Source organism: Balneola sp. (assembly GCA_003712055.1).
Lineage (GTDB): Bacteria > Bacteroidota > Rhodothermia > Balneolales > Balneolaceae > RHLJ01.
This window is the reverse complement of sequence record RHLJ01000006.1, coordinates 1-20,719: the sequence shown is the minus strand read 5'-3', so window position 1 is coordinate 20,719 and position 20,719 is coordinate 1. Positions and strand designations below refer to the sequence as shown.

The window sequence follows — 20,719 nt, the reverse complement described above, 5'->3', positions numbered from 1 at the left end:
TAGATTTATATAAAGAATAGCTTTTACTATTAAAGCAAAATCTAGATTCCCGCCTGCGCGGGAATGACTAAAAATTGTGCTTTGAGTTCATGGAACATAGTATCTTGAACTCAAATTCCAGATAAAACAGATTTGAAAAGTAATCAATTCTACTCACCATTCAACCAGGCGTCTCGCAAAGCCCTTTGCTGCCTACTTGGTCTTCGGTCCAGCTCTGTTTTAATTCTATCTGATTCCCCTAGGGTTACCCGAACCCTTTTTTGTTCACCTAGACGATTAAATACTATTTCGATTGTTTGTCCCGGTCGTCTGCGTTCCAGAATCTCGTCCACATTGTTTACTGTTGAGAGCCTGACCCCTCCTACCGAAATAATCTCATCCTGTGCGTTAATACCTGCCTCATAAAGCGGACTTCCAATTCGTGCATTTCCTGTTAATCTCCAGACCCCGTCATTTTCTCTTATAGCATTACCTAACGAAGCTGTACCACGACTTTCAGGCTCAAAAATTACCCCAACTTGTTCAAATAGACTTTCATAGTCGGGCATGTCGCTATCATAAATGAAATCACCAAAGAATGCTGAAGCGAATTCCTCTCCTGCATATTCTCCGAGAAGCGTTTCTAAATCCCGAATGGAATAGGGAATTTCTGATTCCCCATATTTTTCCCAAACTAAACGCATAAAGTCATCCAGATTTAAATCTCTGAACTCCGTACGAAGCATTAAGTCGAGTGCGAGCCCCAACACACTTCCATAGGAGTAATAGGAAACAAAGGTGTTGGTATTGTTGGTAGGATCAATAGATGTTGCAGCATCTACAAAAGGAGCCCTATAGCTCATCTCAATAGGATTGAAGAACTGTCTTCCTGGCGAGTTGATTACATAATTCAACGCTCCATCCAGTCCTTCCACATATTCTTCATGAGTTCTAATTCCAGCCCTTGCCAGGGTTAACCCGGTATAATAGCTGGTGAATCCTTCAGCAAACCATAGTTCACCGCTCATATTTGCTTCTTCAAAGTCAAATGGCTCTAGAGACGCAGGTCGAATTCGCTCCACATTCCAGGCATGAAAAAACTCGTGAGAAACCGTACTGATTCGGTAATCGCCCAATGGGTCTTCCAGATCTTTAGATCCGGACACAATGGTTGAATTTCTGTGTTCCATACCATCCCCACTTGCGTTGGGCATAAAATTTAACAGGAAGGTATACTCTCCATAATCGAATTCAGGCAGCTCTCCATAAATCTCTTTCTGAGCTCTTACAATACCCATCACATTTTCAAAGTAATCGTTTATTTCCCGCTCGCTCGCTGGAGTGTGCAAAGCCATTCGTATAAGCTGCCCGTCCACCATTTCTTCTCTTAAATGGTAATCGGCTAGTAGCATAGGGCTGTCCATGAAATAATAAGTATCAGGGGCATAATAGGTATTGGTTCCAACCCTATTTAGTTGTGTAGCTACTTGCCAGTTCAGGTCTTCACGAACATCAAAGGTTACGTAAACCGGCCTGTGTTGATAGTCTCTGGGAAAAACAAAAGTAGCGGGTATGTTTAAATGAGCATGAGCTTCATCAACCTGAGAATAGGTACCGTCTCCTCTGTTAGCAAACAGAGTATATTCAAACCTGACCATTCCATTATGACCATGGACATCCCATTGTTGAGGATTTGGTCGGGATATTTCAAGTTCATTTCCTTCGCTATCAAATGCTTTTACTGCATACACATTCTTAGCAAAATTATGAATGGCATATCGTCCTGGGGAAGTTCTGCTCATCCTTATTTCCAATGGACTGTTATCCAGATTAGAGAAAACGGCGCTAATCTTAGCTTCGTGGTGAACAGCGTTCTCAAAAGATATGGTGTATTCATTGGCAGTTTGGGCTTCTGATTTCCATGAAATCAAAATCAAAAAAACGATTGTTGGGAAAGAGACTCGATGCATTATCTACTATTTGTTTAGCTCTGGAATATCAAGAGCATAAATTTGGGTTGCAACCAACTCGGCGTTAAAGAATTAAAACTGCTTCGCTAATTGTAAGTTTTTTAACCTATATTTTGATATGAAAAGACTTTTTATTTGTTCCGCTTTGCTTTTTTTGGGCCTTAATAGCCAGGCTCAAGAAGTGGATCTAACATCTGGTTCATTTGAGTATTTACTTCTTCAAGCCGATAGCTTCCAATATGATGAGAGTTTTACCTTTGAGTTCGACTATTCACCAGTTACTATAAGCAAACCGTTATTCTATTCTCTAAAAGCTTTTGAAAGCATTAAATATCGATCGATTATAGAGGAGTTTAATGCCATTCCTTTTTTTGATGTAAGAAAGTTTGACCCGGTTTCTTTTTCTGATTATTCCCGCCATTATCAAAGCTATTATTTTACCTTACAAACAGAAACTTTTAGTGAATAATGGAAGGAAGTGTACATCTCTCCATTCAGGATGGTATTGGAACCATCGAGTTTTTTCATCCCAAAGGGAATTCCCTACCAGGTGCTCTGCTTCAGCAATTGTCTGATGCTATTACTACTGCAGGTGAATCCTCAGATATCTCTGTTATAATTCTAAGGAGTAAAGGTGATGGAGCTTTCTGCGCCGGAGCCTCCTTTGATGAATTAATTGCCATAGAAGATGCAGAGACCGGAAGAGCTTTCTTCTCTGGATTTGGGAGAGTAATTACTGCAATGATTTCCTGTCCAAAGTTCATCATAACCAGGGTGCAGGGAAAAGCTGTTGGTGGCGGTGTAGGCATTATTGCTTCTTCAGATTATGCTATCGCCGGAAAAGACGCTTCTGTAAAGTTAAGTGAGTTAAGCATTGGGATTGGCCCTTTCGTAATCGCTCCACTAGTTCAGAAGAAATTGGGATTTACTGCATTTGCTACTCTTAGTATTAATGCATGGGAATGGAAAAATGCAGATTGGGCATTCCAGAATGGTTTATATAATGACATTGCTTCAGAAAAAGCTGAACTGGATGAAAAAATCGACCTGCTTGCAAAACGACTTGCCAGCTCAAGCCCAGAGGCCATGAGAAAAATTAAAGAAGTTATGTGGGGTGATACTGAATCCCTCAAAACACTGGTTGACCAAAGAGCTAAAATTACCGGATTATTGGCTCAAAGCGAATTCACTAAAGCATTTATTCGATCTTTTAAGAGGAATTAGAATCGCTTATGCTTCCTTTGGGATTGAAAAAATAAAGCGAGTGCCATTTTCTCCTGAATGGCTTACCTGTGCCTTGAGCTGAGCAGCCAATGATTTGATTAAGCTGATCCCTAGAGAAGTACCTTTTTTCTTTAGTAAACCTTCTTCAGATCCCTTTCCGTCATCGTAAATTTCCAGAAAATAATTTTCCCCTTCTTCTCTGAATACTAAGTCTATTCTTCCTGATATTTCCTGATCAAACGCATGCTTATAACAATTACTAACAGCTTCGTTCACGATCAAACCAAGTGGAATACCTCTATTAACATTTATAGATATATCCTGAACATCTAAGTTTACCTCAATATCCTGCTCGGTCTGTCTCATGGTTGTAGAAATACCTCCTACTAAATCCTCTAAGAACTTCTTGAAATTAACATTAGCCAGATCATCATTTTGATACAGGTTTTCATGAATCTTGGACATAGCCAACACTCTCATTTTACTCTCATAAATTGCATGCTTGGCCAAAGGTTCTTTGACATTCCAACTCTGCAATTCCAATAATCCTGAGATAACTGCTAGATTATTTTTAACCCGATGATGAATTTCTTTAATGAGTACTTCCTTCTCTTCTACCGCGGCTGTTAGATCTTTGGTTTGCTCGTTTACTAATTCTTTTAACTTTTTCTTTTCATAGCGCTCAAGAGCTACCTGGTTCAACATAAGTATTAGTACAAATATGGCTATAGCCATCATAATGTAGAACCTGGATGTTTTCCAGAAAACCTGGTCTACATTAATACTTGCCAATACCTGCTCTTCGCCCCAGTTCGAATTGATAGATTTAGCTTTCACCATAAAAGCGTATTCCCCTGGAGGGAGATTGGTGTACCTTATTTCATTTACATCTTCTACTACATTCCAATTGTCATCAAATCCATCCAATTTATAGGAATACAAGATCCTGCTGGGATTTTTAAAATCCACTGCATTCACATTGAAGTAAATATTATTCTGATCGAAACTGGTATGAATTTCGGGAAGCTCATCATTGGATTGAAGCTGATGATAAACGGTTTCCATATCTATCTGGATATCTCTTAGGAATACCTTTGGGGAAGCAGATGGTACGAGCTTTGTTTCATCATCTGGAAAGACAAAGGTAATTAGCCCTTTAGAGTTACTCCCAAACCAAAGCTTACCGCTTTGATCTAGAATGGCAGCGAGACCATTGAATTCTACCCCTAATCCATAGTCTGAAAAAGGAAAGTGTTGCTGCATTGAAATACCATGCCCTTTCCATGCATCAATATCGAAGTAATTGAGTCCACCATTGGTCCCCTGCCAGAGATTTCCAAATTGATCAAATACAAGGAAAATAGTCTCTTGCAAATACTGGTCATGGGTTTCAAAAGGTGTAATTTTTGCAGGCATTCCGCTATCATCAAAATCACTGAGTACGCTTATTCCTTTATTGGTACCAACCCAAATACTTCCTTCATTATCTTCTGCTAAATCATAAATACCCCCCCCCATTAGGCCTGCACTTTCGGAAATATATCTAAAAGATTTTCCGTCAAAATTTGCAATCCCACCTTCGGTACCAATCCAAAAAAATCCACGAGAGTCTTTTTTTATGAAGTTGAGCTCGGTCTGCCAATAATAATCGGTAGTTGTTTCGAAAGTGGTTAACTCTCCATCCTTATATTTCAGCAAGTTTTGATAAGCAGTAAACCAAATAGAGCCATCATCATCTACTAAGATATCACTCAAATAGTAAAGATATAGTTCATCACTAAATGAAGGTCTGAAGAAAGTATTTCCATCATACTGTATCAATTGCTGATCGAAAGTGAGCATAAGCAGATCCCCATTAGAAAGCTCTTCTATATCCCAAATCTCGTCCTGATCGAAGTATCTTTCGGGGAGTGCGATATTTCTAAACGTTCCATTTTTATAAGAACTAATGCCATCCTGGGTACCAAACCAAAGTGTTCCATCAGAAGCTTCCAGGATACTGTAAATTGAATTCACATCTAATTCAGAGGTTCCATCGTAGATTTCAAAACCGCGATCCTTAAAAATATTTACCCCATTCCCATCAGTACTTACCCATATAGTTCCTTGCTCATCTTTAATCAACCTGTATATGTAATTGCTACTTAAGCCATTGCTCTTAGTAACATGCACATACTCTTTCCCATCAAACCAGTAGAGACCATCTCTTTCCGTACCTATCCAAATTACTCCATCATTTCCTTCTACAATGTTGTACACATAATTCAGTGCCTCACCGTTAACTTCAATAATTGTATCAAGAGATCCATCAGGATTAATTACTGTAACTCCATTACTAGTCGGTATCCATTTCTTCCCATCACTAGCTATATATACCTGATAAGCTATGGTACCTGAAAGACCATTTTCTCGATTAATGACTTGTACTACTTCGTTACCATGCTCGTATTTTGCTACTCCAGTTGAAGTAGCAACCCATGAATTTCCATCATCATCAAACTCAATCCCCCAAACTTGATTATCAGGAAGCCCATTTTCTGTATTTAGAATTCGAGATAAGGAACCATCCTCACCTAGCTCAAAAATCCCATATTCATTAGTACCTATCCAGAGTTTGTTATCAGGGGTATCAGCAATAATATTGATTAGAAGAGAATCAAGATTCGCTAATTCAGGAAGATAAATCAGAGAGTCATTTCTGAACAACGCCATTCCCCCAAATTCCGTAGATACCCAAAAATTACCCTTTTGATCTTTATGGATATCATAAATCAACGGGTCTTTTAGTCCGTGATCAGTAGTATAGTTTTTGAAGTTTTTACCATCAAATCGGACCAGCCCATTTGCAGTTGCAAACCAGGCGTACCCTATGTCATCTATAAGCACATCATACACAAAGCTCGAAGGTAGACCATCATTCACTGAATAGGTCTTTACATTGTACTTCTGAGACAAAGCCAAGGTATACCCTAACAAGGTAATCGTAAGACACAGAAAAAACCTTTTAATAAACACTCCTTAAAGCTGAAGCCGAATTCTAATACAGCGCATATCCGTTTTGATCGAAATAAAATAGTCAAATACACGCTATTTGAAAAAACTCATGAAAAATATCCTTATTTAGCTCTTCAAACGGTATTATGCCGTGCAATTAACTAACCATATGTGATGAAATCTTTTTTGACTTTTCTTCTTTCCTTAATCCTTGTAAGCCTTTCTACTGCACAGGATAAATGGGATGTCTCAAATCCTGATCTTGGTGAAACTACTTCCCTTTCTTTTACTACAGATGAAGGTACCTGGATGAACCTGGATGTTAGTCCTGATGGAGAGCAAATTGTTTTTGATATCCTGGGTGACATTTACATAATGCCTATTTCTGGTGGCAAAGCAACCCTACTACGAGGGGGATTGCCTTATGAAGTACAACCCCGATTTAGCCCTGATGGCTCTCACATTTCTTTTACCAGTGATGCTGGGGGAGGTGATAATATTTGGGTCATGAAAGTAGATGGTTCGGATGCCACTCAAATCACAAAAGAAAATTTCAGGTTATTAAACAATTCTACCTGGATGCCCGATGGAGAATATATTATCGCCAAAAAACACTTCTCTTCTACTCGCTCGTTAGGGGCAGGCGAAATTTGGATGTTTCACAAAACCGGAGGAGCAGGGATTCAGTTGGTGGAAAAGAAAAATGCTCAGCAGGATATTGGAGAGCCTTCCGTATCTCCGGATGGGCGTTACATTTATTATAGCGAGGATAATTACCCAGGTGGTTTTTTCCAGTACAATAAGGATCCAAACAGCCAGATCTATGTAATCCGAAGATATGATCGCGAAGAAGGTGATATTGAAACCGTAACTGGAGGAAATGGTGGTGCTGCACGACCACAAATCTCACCAGATGGAAATACCCTCGCTTTTGTAAGAAGAGTAAGAACTAAATCTGTTCTATATCTCAGAGATATGAAATCAGGTATGGAGCGGCCTCTCTTTGAAGACCTGAGTAAAGACCAGCAAGAAGCATGGGCTATTTTTGGAGTGTACACAAGTTTCAACTGGACTCCGGATGGTGAAAATATCATCATATGGGCTAACGGAAAGATCAATAAAATTAATGTTGAAACCGGAGAATCTTCCATTATCCCATTTGAAGTTGAGTCTAATCATGAAATCGTAAAAGCAGCCCGATATAAGCAAGATGTTTCTCCGGAAACATTTACGGCAAGAGCAATTCGAAATGCCATAACCTCTCCTGATGGCAAAACACTGATATTTAACGCTGCTGGCTATCTCTGGATAAAAGAATTACCAAATGGCACTCCAAGAAGGCTTACGGAGGGATTAGATTTTGAATTTGAACCCGCCTTCTCTCCTGATGGTAAAACACTGGCTTATGTAAGTTGGAGTGATGAAAACATGGGAGCACTAAATACAGTGAATCTGGATAGTAGAGGGCGTTTTAAAAGGCCTAATAAGCTTAGTTCTGAGAAAGGTATTTACCGCGAACCAGATTTTTCTCCGGATGGAAGGACAATTGCTTTCAGAAAAGAAAGTGGAAATGGTCAGCAGGGTTTCGCTTACACTATCAATCCTGGAATCTTTACCATACCTACCAATGGTGGAATGGTAACTCAAATCACAGAAACTGGTGCATTCCCAAGGTTTAATTCAACGGGTGATCGCATTTTCTACCAAACCGGTGGGTATATTTTTGGTTCTATCAATAAAACCTATCGAAGCGTTGATCTGAATGGAGAAGATGAGAAAACACATTTCACTTCCAGTTATGGGCACGAATTTGTTCCAAGTCCTGACAACAAATGGATCGCATTTTCAAACCTGTACAAGGTGTACCTTGCTCCGATGACTATGACAGGCAAACCCATTGCTCTTAGTCCAACCACAAAAGCCATTCCGGTAAAAGAAGTAGCCAGCGAAGGTGGATATCATATGCATTGGTCTTCTAACGGTCAGCAACTTCATTGGACACTAGGGGAAGAGTATTTCACTATCGATTTAAAAAATGCATTTACCTTTGTGGAAGGTGCCCCTGACAGCCTTCCCGAACCTCCGAAAGAAGGCATATCCATAGGGCTTGAATTAGATACTCATGTACCTGAAGGAACTATCGCATTTACCAATGCGAGAATTATCACCATGAATGGAGATGAGGTTATCGAAAATGGAACTATTGTTGTAGAAGGAAACAAGATTACAGCTATCGGTTCAAATGTAAATGTGCCTTCGGGAGCAAAAGTAATGGATGTAGCCGGAAAAACGATTATGCCAGGTATAATTGATGCGCATGCCCATCTTGGTAACTTCCGATTGGGAATTAGTCCTCAGCAACAATGGGAATATTTCGCGAACCTCGCATATGGTGTGACTACTGCTCATGACCCTTCTTCAAACACTGAGATGATCTTCTCTCATTCAGAAGCCATCAAAGCAGGTAACATGATAGGACCGAGATTGTACTCAACAGGAATTATACTTTATGGTGCAGATGGAGATTTTAAAGCAGTGATCAATAATTATGAAGATGCTTACTTCGCACTTAAGAGAACCAAAGCTTTTGGTGCTTTTACTGTTAAGAGCTATAACCAACCTCGAAGAGATCAGCGACAACAAGTAATGAAAGCTGCTAAAGAACTTGAGATGATGGTTGTACCTGAAGGTGGTTCTTTCTTCTTTCATAACATGAGTATGATCCTTGATGGTCATACAGGAGTAGAACATAATATCCCGGTTGTACCACTCTATAAAGACGTAAGTGAACTTTGGAGTAACTCAGAAACAGGGTACACTCCTACTCATATTGTCAATTATGGCAGCGTAACTGGTGAGTACTATTTCTACCAAAAGTACAATGTGTGGGAAAATAAGAAACTGCTCTCATTCACTCCAAGAAGTGTAATTGATCCCCGTTCCAGACATCGCACTATGATCCCGGATGAAGAATATGATCATGGTCATATCCTTGCTGCTGAGTCTTCCAAATTACTCACCGATGCAGGCGTGAAGGTGAACTTGGGAGCACATGGTCAACTTCAGGGACTCGGAGCTCACTGGGAGCTTTGGATGATGAGCCAGGGCGGAATGACAAACATGGAAGCCCTAAGAGTGGCAACTATAAACGGCGCGCACTACCTCGGCCTTGATGATGATATTGGATCTCTCGAAGTAGGTAAGCTTGCTGATTTAATTGTACTGGATGCGAATCCACTAGAGGATATCAATAACACAAATACAGTACGGTATACTATGGTAAATGGCAGGTTACTTGATGCCGCTACGCTTAATGAAATAGGAAATCAAACTAATAATCGACTTCCTTTCTGGTGGGAGCGTGATGGTTATGGCGATCAATTCGATTGGCATGCAATAACTTTAGAAGCTGCCGGATTACAATGCTCTTGTTTCAATAGACAGTAATCTCAACTACATTAATTATTGAGAGCTAATCCGGTCAAAGGATTGGCTCTTTTTATTTGTAGCTTCTTCGTCAAAACTATTATCACTATCTATTGAGTAACCGAGCGCGTTATCTGGCTTTTATTATTGCTGCCCTGGGAGTACTTCTATTCTCAACTAAAGCAGTAATTATAAAATTAGCCTATCGATATGACATTGATTCCATTTCTTTGCTGTTGCTAAGAATGCTGTTTGCTCTCCCATTCTACCTCGCTATTTGGGGATACCATTATAAAGAGTGGAGACAAGACCCTCTTTCTAAAAAACAGGTTATAACACTCATTTTTCTGGGATTATTTGGCTACTACCTGGCAAGCTATTTTGATTTTCAGGGACTCACATACATCACTGCCAGCCTGGAGCGTTTGATCCTGTTCACCTATCCTACCTTCGTGCTCATCTTAAGTGCTCTTTTCCTAAAGAAGAAGATTACAAAAACACAGTTGATATCTATTGGCATCACTTACACTGGGATCGTTGTCATCTTTTTTGACAGGGATGGTATTACTGCCGGAGATCCTCAAGAAGTCCTCTTTGGTTCACTTTTGATTGTTATAAGTGCCATTACCTACGCTGCTTATCTGGTTGGAGCCAACTCTCTAATCGAGAAAGTAGGTAGTGTTCGATTAACCACCTTCTCTTTATTGATTTCCTGTTCAGCTGTAATCACCCATTATTTGATTACAACTGATCTCCAATTATTCCATTATCCCAAAGAGGTATATCTGCTTAGTTTTGTAATGGCTATTTTTTCTACCGTAATCCCTTCTTTCTTAATCAATGAAGCCATTAAGAGAATTGGCGCTCCTTCCGTATCCATTATTGGAAGTTTGGGACCTGTTTCTACTATTCTACTTTCTGTCGCTTTTCTTGGCGAGATGCTTACATTCACTCAAGTCATCGGCGCACTTATAATCATCTCTGGAATATTTGTGATAGGCAGAGCTAAATGAAATCAGGAAAAGCACTTTTACTTTTTCTGGTTTTAGGGTAAAATTAATCATGGAGTGTAGAACCTGTCAAACAAGCTCTGAGGAGAACGTTGATCAATAAGACTTACGAGCCGAATTCAACTTCCTTTTCGGAAATTTGACTTCTATTCTTGTTCCTTTGCCTTCTTTTCCAGACAAGATTTGGTACTCCCCTTTTAACTGTGAGGTAAGGGTTTTTATGAGGGTCTTACCCAGAGATTTGGAGTCTTTAAGTTCATCTTCTTCCAACCCGGCTCCGTTATCCTCAACAGCAAGCATATAATACTCACCGTTTTCCATCATAGAGACACAGATCTTTCCCTCCCCAACCCCATCAAAAGCATGCTTGTAAGAGTTTACTACAATCTCATTAAGTAATAACGAACAGGGGATAGCTAGATTAACATCAAGCGATATATCTTCTACCTCAGCATTTAAAGAAATATCCTTTGTATCACTCATATACATCTTGCTTATAGCGTCGAGTAGATCATTTACGTAGATCTTATAGTTTATATAAGCAAGAGTGTGATCATGGTATAACATCTCGTGAACCAGCGAGATAGACCGAATTCTAGCCTGGCTTTCCGTCAATGCTTTTGTTACCTCATCATTGCTGGATGCATATGCTTGTAATTGTAAAATTCCAGATACAACAGCAAGATTGTTCTTTACACGATGATGGATTTCGGAAAGCAAGACTTCTTTCTCCCTCAAAGAATCTCTTATCGCCTGATCCGATTTCTTTCTTTCAGTAATGTCAGTAGCTATACATACAGAACCTACCTTCTCTCCTTCATAATTAATTAAATCTGATTCAGAAAAAAGTACAGGGATTTGCATGTCTTCTTTCGCGAGTAACTGAAATTCAAAAATACTACCATCATTCTGTTTCTCTTTATAAATATCCCCCATCGACTCCATATCATAAAATTGCGTAACCGGGAGACCAATAATTTCTTCCCGAGAATAGTTTAGCATTTTTAAACCAGCCTTATTGATTCCAATAATAGCTTTCTCCTCGTCGGTAACTATTAGAGATTCTTGTAAAGACTCAATAATGCTATCAAGATAATCACGAGCCAGGGTTCTCTTCTTGAGGTTAGAGGCCATATCATTGAAAGATTTCGCTAACTCACCGATTTCATCCGTGCTTTGAATTTCTATTTCTTTATCTAAGTTACCCTGTCCTAATTGTTGAGCTCCATCTCGAAGCTTCTTAAGCGGATTTGCTATCGACCGATAGATATAGAGTGAAATAAGAACAGCCAGAAGAACACTAGCTCCGAATGCTATACCTAAAATCTTATTTAGCCTGGATAATTGTAGGCTTAACTCTTTCTTTTCTTCTGTGTGGTAAATCAAGGTTTGCTCTCTAAGCTGCGAAATAGCTGGTGTGATATTGTTTCGGAAGAATGGACTTATGGATGTATTAAACTGAACACTGGCTTGTTCTGCATCTTCCTCCAAAAGTATCAGCCATTCTTTCGATAGGTTTGTATATAATTTGATTCTTTCACTTAGCCGATTAGCCTCTTCTAAATTCTCACCACTGCTTTGAAGATGGGAATTTTCAAAAAAATCGTACATACGATCATAGTCCATTTCAATCCTGTCAATCTGTTCTTCAAATTGTTGGATTAAAAGGGTTAAGGTAGGTTCATTCAGAGTAGTTTGACCTTCGAGAATACCATTAGATTCCTTAATAGCAGATAAGTAGACCAGGCTTTCATATAACCCAATCTCGAGGCTGGAAGTAATTTCAACTAACCGATTCGTTTGGGCACTGTTTATAACCAGGTGATTTTGAATTTTACCCGAATACCAACTTGACAACACCCCCAGGGATGCTATTAACAAGCTGATGCAGACAAAACTTAATATGATTTTGTTTCCTAATTTCAAAATAGCCTCTTAACAAATTAGTATTTGATAATAATAGAAATAACAACTTAAACGAATTAGAAAAGACTCATGTAACATTTCAAGGATAGCGTTCTCTACGAATGACTCGTTCTCTAAAATGAGTTCAGAATTGTCTACCTATTTAGTACTTCTGAAAAGGAACGCTTGAAGTGCTCCATTTCTTTTTCAGTCCCAATAGTGACTCTCACACATGTAGGAAGACCAAATGCCTGAATCCTTCTTAAAATCACTCCCTTCTTCAACATAGTTGAAGTAAAGAAAATGGCTTCCTCTTCCGTTTCAAAAACCATTACAACAAAATTCGCTATTGATGGGATGTATTGAACTCTTTTCTGATCAAAAAAATCGTACAGTTTTTCTTTTTCCTGTTTTACAATACTCCTTGAATTTTTTAAAAATTCAATGTCTTTAAAAGCTGCCAAAGCAGCCGCCTGAGCAATAACAGTAGGCTCAAAAGGCATTTTAGTTTTATAGAGATACCCGATTATTTCTTTACTAGCAATCGCATAACCAATTCTAAATCCTGCTAAACCATATCCTTTCGAAAAAGTTCTTAATACGACCACGTTCTCATAGTTGTAGCTTAATACATCGGGATAATCATTTACTTCGTAAGTGTACTCGTAATAAGCCTCATCCATAATGACCATCACATCACTGGGAATATGTTCCATGAGCCATTCAAACTCTTCAGTTGTGATGTAGGTGCCAGTAGGGTTATTCGGATTTGCGATATAAACCATCTTGGTATCGTCATCTATGGCATTTACCAAAGCTTTTACATCAAACTTATACTCTCTCGTTAAAGGGGTTTTCTTAACCTTTACTCCACGGATCTGAGCCTGAACATACATTCCAATAAAAGTGGCATTTGAGGTAACTATGTTCTGCTTATTAAGAAAGAATGTCTTGCAGAGCATCGAAAGAACGCTTTCTGATCCTGCCCCAAAAATTACCTGACTCTGATCGACTCCGTTTTCGTTAGCAATTTCTTTAGTAAGCTTTTTTGTTAAAGGATCAGGATACTCATGAGCATATGACAAAGCCTCCTGAATTGCCGGATAGACGTGTTTACTGAAGCCTACTCGATTTTCATTTGAAGCTAGCTTCGAGATTTGATCCGGTTGATATTCTTCTACAACCTCTGCAATTGTTTTACCTGGTACGTACGGCTTTAACTGTTCTATATTCGCAGGCACCAGGCTATGCTTACTCGTCATGTTTTGATTCTCCAACTAATTTAAATCATAAGGTACGATCAATGAAACTAACTTTCAGAATGAACTCTCAATACGTACTTTAGGATTATGAAAAACATTATTGTTACAGGTGCTAGTAAAGGAATAGGAAGAGCTGTTACTATTCTACTCGCTCAAAAAGGGCATAAGGTATTTGCGATTGCACGTACCGAGCGCGCACTAAAGAATCTGATCCTCGAAAATTACAAGGGAGATATTGTAACGCTTACTGCAGACTTAACTGATGAAAATGATATTGATCATATAGTAAAAACAATCGGTAGTGAAACATCTATTGATGCTTTAATTAATAATGCAGGGCTATTAATTAATAAACCCTTTTTAAAAACGTCTATAGATGACTGGCAGGAGCAGTTAGAGGTAAACTTGATTGCCCCTGTTCGATTGATTAAAAGAATTCACCCCAATCTAAGGAGGGGCAGCCATATCCTTAACATTGGAAGTATGGGTGGTTTCCAGGGAAGTGCAAAATTTGAGGGTCTGTCTGCTTATAGTGCTTCTAAAGGAGCTTTATCAATTCTTACTGAAAGCCTTAGTGTAGAATTCGCAAATTCAGGAATAGCAGTAAACTGTTTGTGCCTTGGAGCAGTTCAAACAAAGATGTTGAGAGAAGCTTTTCCTGGTTACCAGGCCCCTACTTCTCCGGAACAAATGGCTGCTTTCATATCCGACTTTGCGCTTAACGGACACAACTACTTCAATGGAAGAATTCTCCCAGTCTCTTTAAATAATCCTAATTAGTTTGTTCAAAGGCAGGTCATTTTGTTAACTTTGTCCAAACCAAAACTACTTACTTCTAGATGAAGCATTTCGGTACGATCATTTGTTTTACAGCGCTCTTCCTCTCAACTTTCACCTTCGAATCTAAAGCCCAAACGGTAGAACTATTAGCCGGCAATACACTAAATGGGGCTATGAATGGAACCATTTTAGGGGGGGCATCAATGGCTTTGGCAAACAATGATGACTTTTATCCCCTTCAGGTTGGACTCGGATTGGGCACGCTGTATGGAATTGGAATGGGAGCCTACGACATTGTACATGGCCAGGGTCAGGAAATTCTAGTATCGGGATTATTCAACGATGGAAGTAATAGCTCCATCATTGTTTTACTAGATACCTTTTATGGAGCTGCAGCTGGCGCTGTTATTGTTACTTCAGTAATGCTTGTGGCTAATGAACCTCTTGTTGATGGGCTACAATATGGTGCAGCGATAGGTGCCTGGGTGGGTTTTGGCTTCGGAGTTTTTGATACGTTTTTCCTTGCAAAAAGAACTACGGCTTCAATTGCTTCTGATTACAGACCAAATAATAATGCGGGCGGACTTGTAGGAATTGATTTCGAGAACGGCACTTCACTTGGACTGGTGCAACCGTCGTTATTTTATGGGATCGATGTTAATTCATCGGATATTAATTCACAAATTCAGCCAAAGCTTGATCTTGTAAACTTCCGATTTAACTTTTGATCTTAACTTCAGCTAACGTCCTTAATACTTCCCTTACCGTATTTACATGGCCACTTAGAGAATGATGTAACCCATCACTCAAATAATTCCAGGCTTTGGGCTCACCTTCTCCCATTCTCAACCCTTTTGGGTCAACGATTCCACCCGTTTTACCAGATACTAACTGCCTTACTTGTTCCAAGTCTTGAGCCTCAATTGAGAATTCATATAATGGATTGGAATCCAGAAGTTCAGATATTACCGGAGATGGAGTCATCCACAGAGTTGGATTTTCTACCTGATCATCAAGTATGAGCGAAATGGTGTTGAGATTTTCCCACGTTTCAGATAAAGGTATGAGTGTACGGTCTGAAGCTATATTCAATCGCTGAACATCAAAAGTACCTAGAGCAACAAAAACCCAATCTGGGTTATGTATTAGTACATCTCTGTCCATCCTTCTTAAGGCTTCAGAAGTTGTATTATATGAGACTCCTGAGTTAATGAAGTTAAAAGCCGGTTTTTCAAATGAGATCTCAAGAAGGTTTCTCAGAATACTGAACCAACTTTGATCGTCTTCGGTAATAGAGTCACCAAATGCTACAATAGTCTCCTCTCCGTCAAACGGTAGTTTATCGATAAGATCAATAACCTCTTCCTCTTTCAATAGTTCAAGAGCGGCTTGTTTGGCGTTCTCTTCAAGATTACATCTATAAGTTTCTAATTCGTCTAAAGAGATTCCCAGTAGAGCTGCTTCGGCTTCTTTACTTTTGTTGCCAGGAAAAAGCTGAAGCTTTTTTTCAATGTGATAAAAGGGAATAATAAACTGTTCTAAAATTCCTTTTTCTTCATCTGATAATTTCTCTTTACTCATTTCTTAAGTGTATTAAATGCTGTTCAAGTTCTTCAACTCCGGCACATGCACTCTGTTTTATATGAATCCAATCTGCATAGCTGAAAAGCTCAGGAGTTGAAGGGTCAATTATAAATTTGGGAATACCTTTTTTTGCATAGTTTACAAGACTTGCAGCAGGATAGACGACTAATGATGTACCAATTACAATGAGTAAATCAGCCTGTGCAACTATCTGAGCCGCAATTTCAATTAGCGGAACCATTTCTCCAAACCAAACGATTGCTGGTCTTAACTGAGAACCATCAGGTGCCTTATCTCCTGGATTTATGTCATTTGTTCCAATCTCAATAATATGAGAATCATCAAATTCACCCCTTGCTTTTGATAACTCACCATGAAGATGTATTACATTTGAAGAACCTCCTCTTTCGTGTAAATCATCTACATTTTGGGTAATAACTGTTACCTCATAGTCTTTTTCCAACCTACCTATAAAGTAATGTGCCGCGTTAGGTCCCGCCTGTGAAGCTTGTTTTCTCCTTAAGTTATAAAAGGCCAATACCTTCTCAGGATCCTTATTCCACCCATCTATTGAAGCAACTTCATGAACATTGTATCCTTCCCATAAACCTCCTGAGTCTCGAAAAGTTGCCAATCCACTTTCGGAGCTTACCCCTGCACCAGATAGAACTACAATGTCTTTAACGGGCATCTACAGTAGCAAGACTAAACCAATTACTTTCGGTGAGGTAATCTTCAACTACTTCTAGTATTTGAGAAGACTTGAATGAATTTAAAAGGTTGTCTACCTCTTCCTGAAGTACAGCCAGGGCATTGTCAATCATTTCAGAGTTAAACCCTTGCTCTCCTAAATTAATTGTAAACTCCATAGAGATGATTCGTCCTAAAGCTCTTCCTAGCTCAACCAGCTTCCTTTGTGGCATCTTAGCATCTATTTCAAAATTTAGACCTTCTTTAAAATAGTCGGAAGCATTTATAGTTAGTTCATAGTTCTTTAAAAAGTCATATAGGTTTGTACTCTTAAATTTTCTCATCATTTTGAGTACTGACTCACTGATCTGCTGATATAGAATATCATTTGAACCTTCAAAAATCTGAAATGGACGACTATCAACTGTTGATCTTCCTGCAATATGATCTAAACGGTAGCCTTTAGCCCCTGTGAGCTGTAATAATGATTGAGAAGCTTTCTGCATATAATCTGTAATCACTGATTTAATAGCATTAGCCTCTACATCCATTTTCGCTGTGTTTTTCTCAAGTGGAATATTCAAGCTTGTGAAGTTGCACATTGCAGAACACACTGTAAAATAGGATTGAAGCTTGTTAATTCTTGATTTCACCTGGTCATAATCGATCAGTCTACGTCCGCCAACAAATCTTTGACGACAGTGTGTAATAGCCTCATCCATCATTCTTCTCAAAAATCCTGCTCCCATTCCAGGAAATTGAAGTCGGCTTCTATGAAGAAGGTCGAGCATTAATGTAATGCCTGTACCTTTAGGCTCTAATTTGTATTCCGATGGAACTTCAATATTCACCCGATTCTTTCCATAAGGAATTGGGTACAATCCAAGATTATTGTAGTATTCTTCTACATTAATTCCTCCATTTCTAGTGTCATGAATGAAGAAAGAAATATCTCTACCTAATTGACCATCCTTACTTTTTTCTCTTGCAGTCATAAGCCAATAATCCGCTTTTCCGGTTAACCCGGCCCAGTGTTTCAAACCCTTAATCGAGTATGAATCAGTAGCAATTTCCCTAACAAAAGAGGTTTCCATCTTTAAAGCCTCAGATCCAAAATCAGGCTCAGTAATCATCAAACCACCCATTTTTCGATCATTCAGGATACGTTGATAAATTTCTTCTTTTGTACCCTCCTGAGCATAATTTGCTACAGGTTGAATAAACAAAGCTCCGTTGATACCCATCATCAATGATAGTGGCAGGGACTCATATGAACTAGCTTCCAGCATTGCTAATGCTTCTGCTGTGTGACCTCCAAATCCCCCATAATTGGAAGGAATAAATGCTGCTAGCGGAGTAGGACTCAAAATACTCGCTAAATCTTCATCTGCTATTCCTCTTTTAAGAGAATCTTTATTCGTCTCTAAATCTCTCTTAAAAATTTTTGAAAGTTTGTCTTTGTATTCTTTTAAGAATGATTCAAAATCAAGCATAGTGTGCCTTAGATGGATAATTAAGTTTGGTAATATACGACTTAAAACCCTTAAAATTTGAAAAGCTCTCGAATAAAAATAATGGGAATAAAAAAACCCTTTCGGAAATCCGAGAGGGTTTTTTAAAGGGGGAAAGGTGGCGACCTACTCTACCGCAAAGCAGTACCATCGGCGCTGCAGGACTTAACGGCTTTTGTTCCTGCGAGTATCTAATTCTTCAAATAAATTTTTAACCTGATTGTAAAATTGTTCACTCTTATCTTTATTTGCTACCTCAGCTTTATGAACTCTATGTACTAACCCTGTGGAATCTACTAAAACCGCAATTGGGTTTACGAACTCATATCTAACATCAAAGATATCTTTTTCGGGACTAATCAATTCATACTTAAAACTAGCGCCAAACATACGAGTTAAATATGTAGGAGCCTTTTGTGTTATTAAGTATGCATTAAACTTCTTAGGATGTAAATTATAAACTTCATTTAATAGATTTACCTCATCTTGTATACATGTTTGGCAGCCTTGATCAGAAAAGAAAACCTTAAGTTGAATCTCATTTTGAGGTATTAGTACTCTATCATTGACTATATGAATAAGAGTACTATCTAAAGTCTCAACATTCCAACTTGATGAATTTGAGTTTTCATGAAGCTCTTCTATTATGAGATTTTTTTGTTGGTTATTGTATAATAGCCATACATTCAAAACTATTAAAATACCAATAAGTATAGTTGATTCTAATTTTTTCATTTTGAATTACCATAAGAAAACTTAAAAAGCGCGTCTCGAGAATAACTCATACCAAAAATTATTGAATCGCCCTGATTTACAGTAAACCTGTCTATATCATATTCCGAACCCAAACTAAAAACTTTCACAGGCTCCCCTTCCCAGTCAAGAACTTGTACATGCACCTCTTTTTCTTCCTCATCTAATAAATACTTGGCATTTTTTAATAGATATATATAATCATCAGTTACTGTTATATCATGAAAAAATTCTGGATATGCCCATTGTTCAAATAATACCATCTCATATTCTGGCCCCGTATTTTCTTCTTGCATGTAAGAACTCTTTCTCAACTCAAAATTCTTATCACCCACTTCGTAAATTTGCAACAAAGGCGAATAGCGCATTGCAATTGCTAATTTATTATTTGAAGGCGAAAGATCTATATGTCTCGAATTTAGGGTAGACATATTCTGACGATATGCAATATCAGTAGGATCGCTAGGCCTAAAATCTAGATTTGGTAATCGATAATAATTGAATTTGTTAGCACTCGGATCAAAGTCAAATAAACCTGTTCTTTGATCCAAATTCTTATAATAATGACCTGAATAGACTCCTATAATTTTAGTGCTATCTATATAAAACGCCCTTGATATACGACGTAGCTCCCGCGGAAACTCATAAGAATTTTCCATATATGGGTTTTCATTTTCTATTGATTTACTAAGATTTATTTTGTCTAATGTCAACAAATTTACATCAACGTTTGTTGCTATTAAATCTTCTTCTCTATGAAAATCATATATTTCTACTAAATCGTTGAATTCATTTGGCCCTTTACCTATCCTTCCAAATCTTGTTCTGAATTTACCATTTCGATCATATATTCCAATTAACATATTTTCATTTGCCGTCGTCACCACTAAATTAGAATCAATGAAATCCAAGTAGAATAATCTGTAAAGTTCATTTTCTTCTGTTTCAATTTTCTCACCTACTAGTTCAATTGGCTCAGGCATCGGCTTTATATAGGTTGCATCTATTTTCTCATAAGTATCCGAGCAACCGATAACCAGCAAAAAGACAATAAAGATAGATTTTTTCATTTATTTCAAATAAGGTGATCTTCAATAAGATCACCTTTAAATATTTAGCTTAATTTTCGCCTAAATCTTCAGGTGTACATTCTCCTGCTGTTCCAGAATGTTGCCCTTTCTTTTCTGTACACCCTAGACAAAATACAAGAGTATGTCCAGTGCTGTGTGAATATGCGGAATAGCAAGGTATTTTATCTGGATCACTTGCCCTTACTTCCTCACCACCTAGACTTATTTGAAAAGTAGAAGTTATGTTTACAGTTATTATAGCAATTAAGCATAACATACCTGTTATTTTTATTATCCCCTTTTTCATTTGTAAATATTTTAGTTAAAAGTTTTAGTCATGTCAGTATATATATTTATTTACAATAATGTGTCTATTATCATTAATAAGTCTTAAGTGTAGACTATGTGTAGATGATAAATTTGAAAAGCGTTTAAATAAAAAAACCCCTTCTTTGTGGGGAAGGGGTTTTTTAAAGGGGGAGAGGCGGCGACCTACTCTACCGCGTAGCAGTACCATCGGCGCTGCAGGGCTTAACGGCCGTGTTCGGGATGGGAACGGGT

16 protein-coding genes and 1 rRNA gene are annotated in these 20,719 nt (G+C 38.3%); 6 read left to right on the top strand and 11 right to left on the bottom strand.

The annotated features are described in order from the left end of the window. Positions 1 to 149: 149 nt before the first annotated feature. The gene (locus ED557_13535) at positions 150 to 1,949 is read right to left on the bottom strand and encodes a M61 family peptidase (protein RNC79543.1); all 1,800 of its coding nucleotides are present in this window, start codon (positions 1,947 to 1,949) and stop codon (positions 150 to 152) included. Between the two features lie 145 nt (positions 1,950 to 2,094). Here ED557_13535 and ED557_13530 point away from each other — a divergent pair, with 145 nt between their 5' ends. Both ED557_13530 and ED557_13525 read left to right on the top strand, forming a co-directional pair. After that, positions 2,095 to 2,418, top strand: coding sequence for a hypothetical protein (locus ED557_13530; GenBank protein RNC79542.1), 324 nt, complete (start codon positions 2,095 to 2,097; stop codon positions 2,416 to 2,418). Next, a complete protein-coding gene (locus ED557_13525) occupies positions 2,418 to 3,173 on the top strand; it encodes an enoyl-CoA hydratase/isomerase family protein (GenBank protein ID RNC79541.1) in 756 nt (251 codons plus the stop codon). Before ED557_13530 ends, ED557_13525 begins: the two co-directional genes overlap by 1 nt. Before the next feature lie 6 nt (positions 3,174 to 3,179). Here the strand turns inward: ED557_13525 and ED557_13520 are convergent, their stop codons facing one another. Beyond that, entirely contained in the window at positions 3,180 to 6,149 is a 2,970-nt protein-coding gene (locus ED557_13520) for a hypothetical protein (protein ID RNC79540.1), read from the bottom strand. Positions 6,150 to 6,341: 192 nt separating this feature from the next. On the opposite strand from ED557_13520, the gene ED557_13515 reads away from it, so the two are divergent. Together ED557_13515 and ED557_13510 are read left to right on the top strand one after the other, a co-directional pair. Further along, positions 6,342 to 9,614, top strand: a complete 3,273-nt coding sequence (locus ED557_13515; protein ID RNC79539.1) for an amidohydrolase — start codon at positions 6,342 to 6,344, stop codon at positions 9,612 to 9,614. A gap of 125 nt (positions 9,615 to 9,739) precedes the next feature. Continuing rightward, positions 9,740 to 10,606, top strand: a complete 867-nt coding sequence (locus ED557_13510) for an EamA/RhaT family transporter (protein RNC79745.1) — start codon at positions 9,740 to 9,742, stop codon at positions 10,604 to 10,606. 93 nt (positions 10,607 to 10,699) lie between these two features. On the opposite strand, the gene ED557_13505 is transcribed toward ED557_13510, so the two are convergent. Then, positions 10,700 to 12,484, bottom strand: coding sequence for a HAMP domain-containing protein (locus ED557_13505; GenBank protein ID RNC79538.1), 1,785 nt, complete (start codon positions 12,482 to 12,484; stop codon positions 10,700 to 10,702). 179 nt (positions 12,485 to 12,663) lie between these two features. Beyond that, positions 12,664 to 13,770 (bottom strand): histidinol-phosphate transaminase, encoded by a 1,107-nt coding sequence (hisC, locus tag ED557_13500; protein RNC79537.1) that lies wholly within the window; start codon positions 13,768 to 13,770, stop codon positions 12,664 to 12,666. Positions 13,771 to 13,857: 87 nt separating this feature from the next. On the opposite strand from hisC, the gene ED557_13495 reads away from it, so the two are divergent. Beyond that, positions 13,858 to 14,550, top strand: coding sequence for an SDR family oxidoreductase (locus ED557_13495; protein RNC79536.1), 693 nt, complete (start codon positions 13,858 to 13,860; stop codon positions 14,548 to 14,550). Between the two features lie 59 nt (positions 14,551 to 14,609). Then, positions 14,610 to 15,278 (top strand): hypothetical protein, encoded by a 669-nt coding sequence (locus tag ED557_13490; GenBank protein ID RNC79535.1) that lies wholly within the window; start codon positions 14,610 to 14,612, stop codon positions 15,276 to 15,278. Here ED557_13490 and ED557_13485 read toward each other — a convergent pair. The 7 genes from ED557_13485 to rrf all read right to left on the bottom strand — a co-directional run. Further along, positions 15,268 to 16,131 (bottom strand): SGNH/GDSL hydrolase family protein, encoded by an 864-nt coding sequence (locus ED557_13485; protein ID RNC79534.1) that lies wholly within the window; start codon positions 16,129 to 16,131, stop codon positions 15,268 to 15,270. The two genes, ED557_13490 and ED557_13485, sit on opposite strands and share 11 nt — an antisense overlap. Further along, positions 16,124 to 16,825 carry an NAD-dependent deacylase gene (locus ED557_13480; GenBank protein RNC79533.1) on the bottom strand — a complete coding sequence of 234 codons (702 nt, stop codon included), beginning with the start codon at positions 16,823 to 16,825 and terminating at the stop codon, positions 16,124 to 16,126. Before ED557_13480 ends, ED557_13485 begins: the two co-directional genes overlap by 8 nt. Further along, on the bottom strand, positions 16,815 to 18,317 hold the full coding sequence (locus ED557_13475; protein RNC79532.1) for an acyl-CoA dehydrogenase: 1,503 nt from the start codon (positions 18,315 to 18,317) through the stop codon (positions 16,815 to 16,817). Before ED557_13475 ends, ED557_13480 begins: the two co-directional genes overlap by 11 nt. A 183-nt stretch (positions 18,318 to 18,500) precedes the next feature. Next, positions 18,501 to 19,070 carry a hypothetical protein gene (locus ED557_13470; GenBank protein ID RNC79531.1) on the bottom strand — a complete coding sequence of 190 codons (570 nt, stop codon included), beginning with the start codon at positions 19,068 to 19,070 and terminating at the stop codon, positions 18,501 to 18,503. Further along, the gene (locus ED557_13465; protein RNC79530.1) at positions 19,067 to 20,158 is read right to left on the bottom strand and encodes a hypothetical protein; all 1,092 of its coding nucleotides are present in this window, start codon (positions 20,156 to 20,158) and stop codon (positions 19,067 to 19,069) included. The genes ED557_13470 and ED557_13465 overlap by 4 nt, the downstream gene beginning before the upstream one ends. A gap of 49 nt (positions 20,159 to 20,207) precedes the next feature. Further along, positions 20,208 to 20,465, bottom strand: coding sequence for a hypothetical protein (locus ED557_13460; GenBank protein ID RNC79529.1), 258 nt, complete (start codon positions 20,463 to 20,465; stop codon positions 20,208 to 20,210). A 172-nt stretch (positions 20,466 to 20,637) separates the two neighbouring features. After that, positions 20,638 to 20,719, bottom strand: a 5S ribosomal RNA gene (rrf, locus tag ED557_13455); the annotation flags it as partial.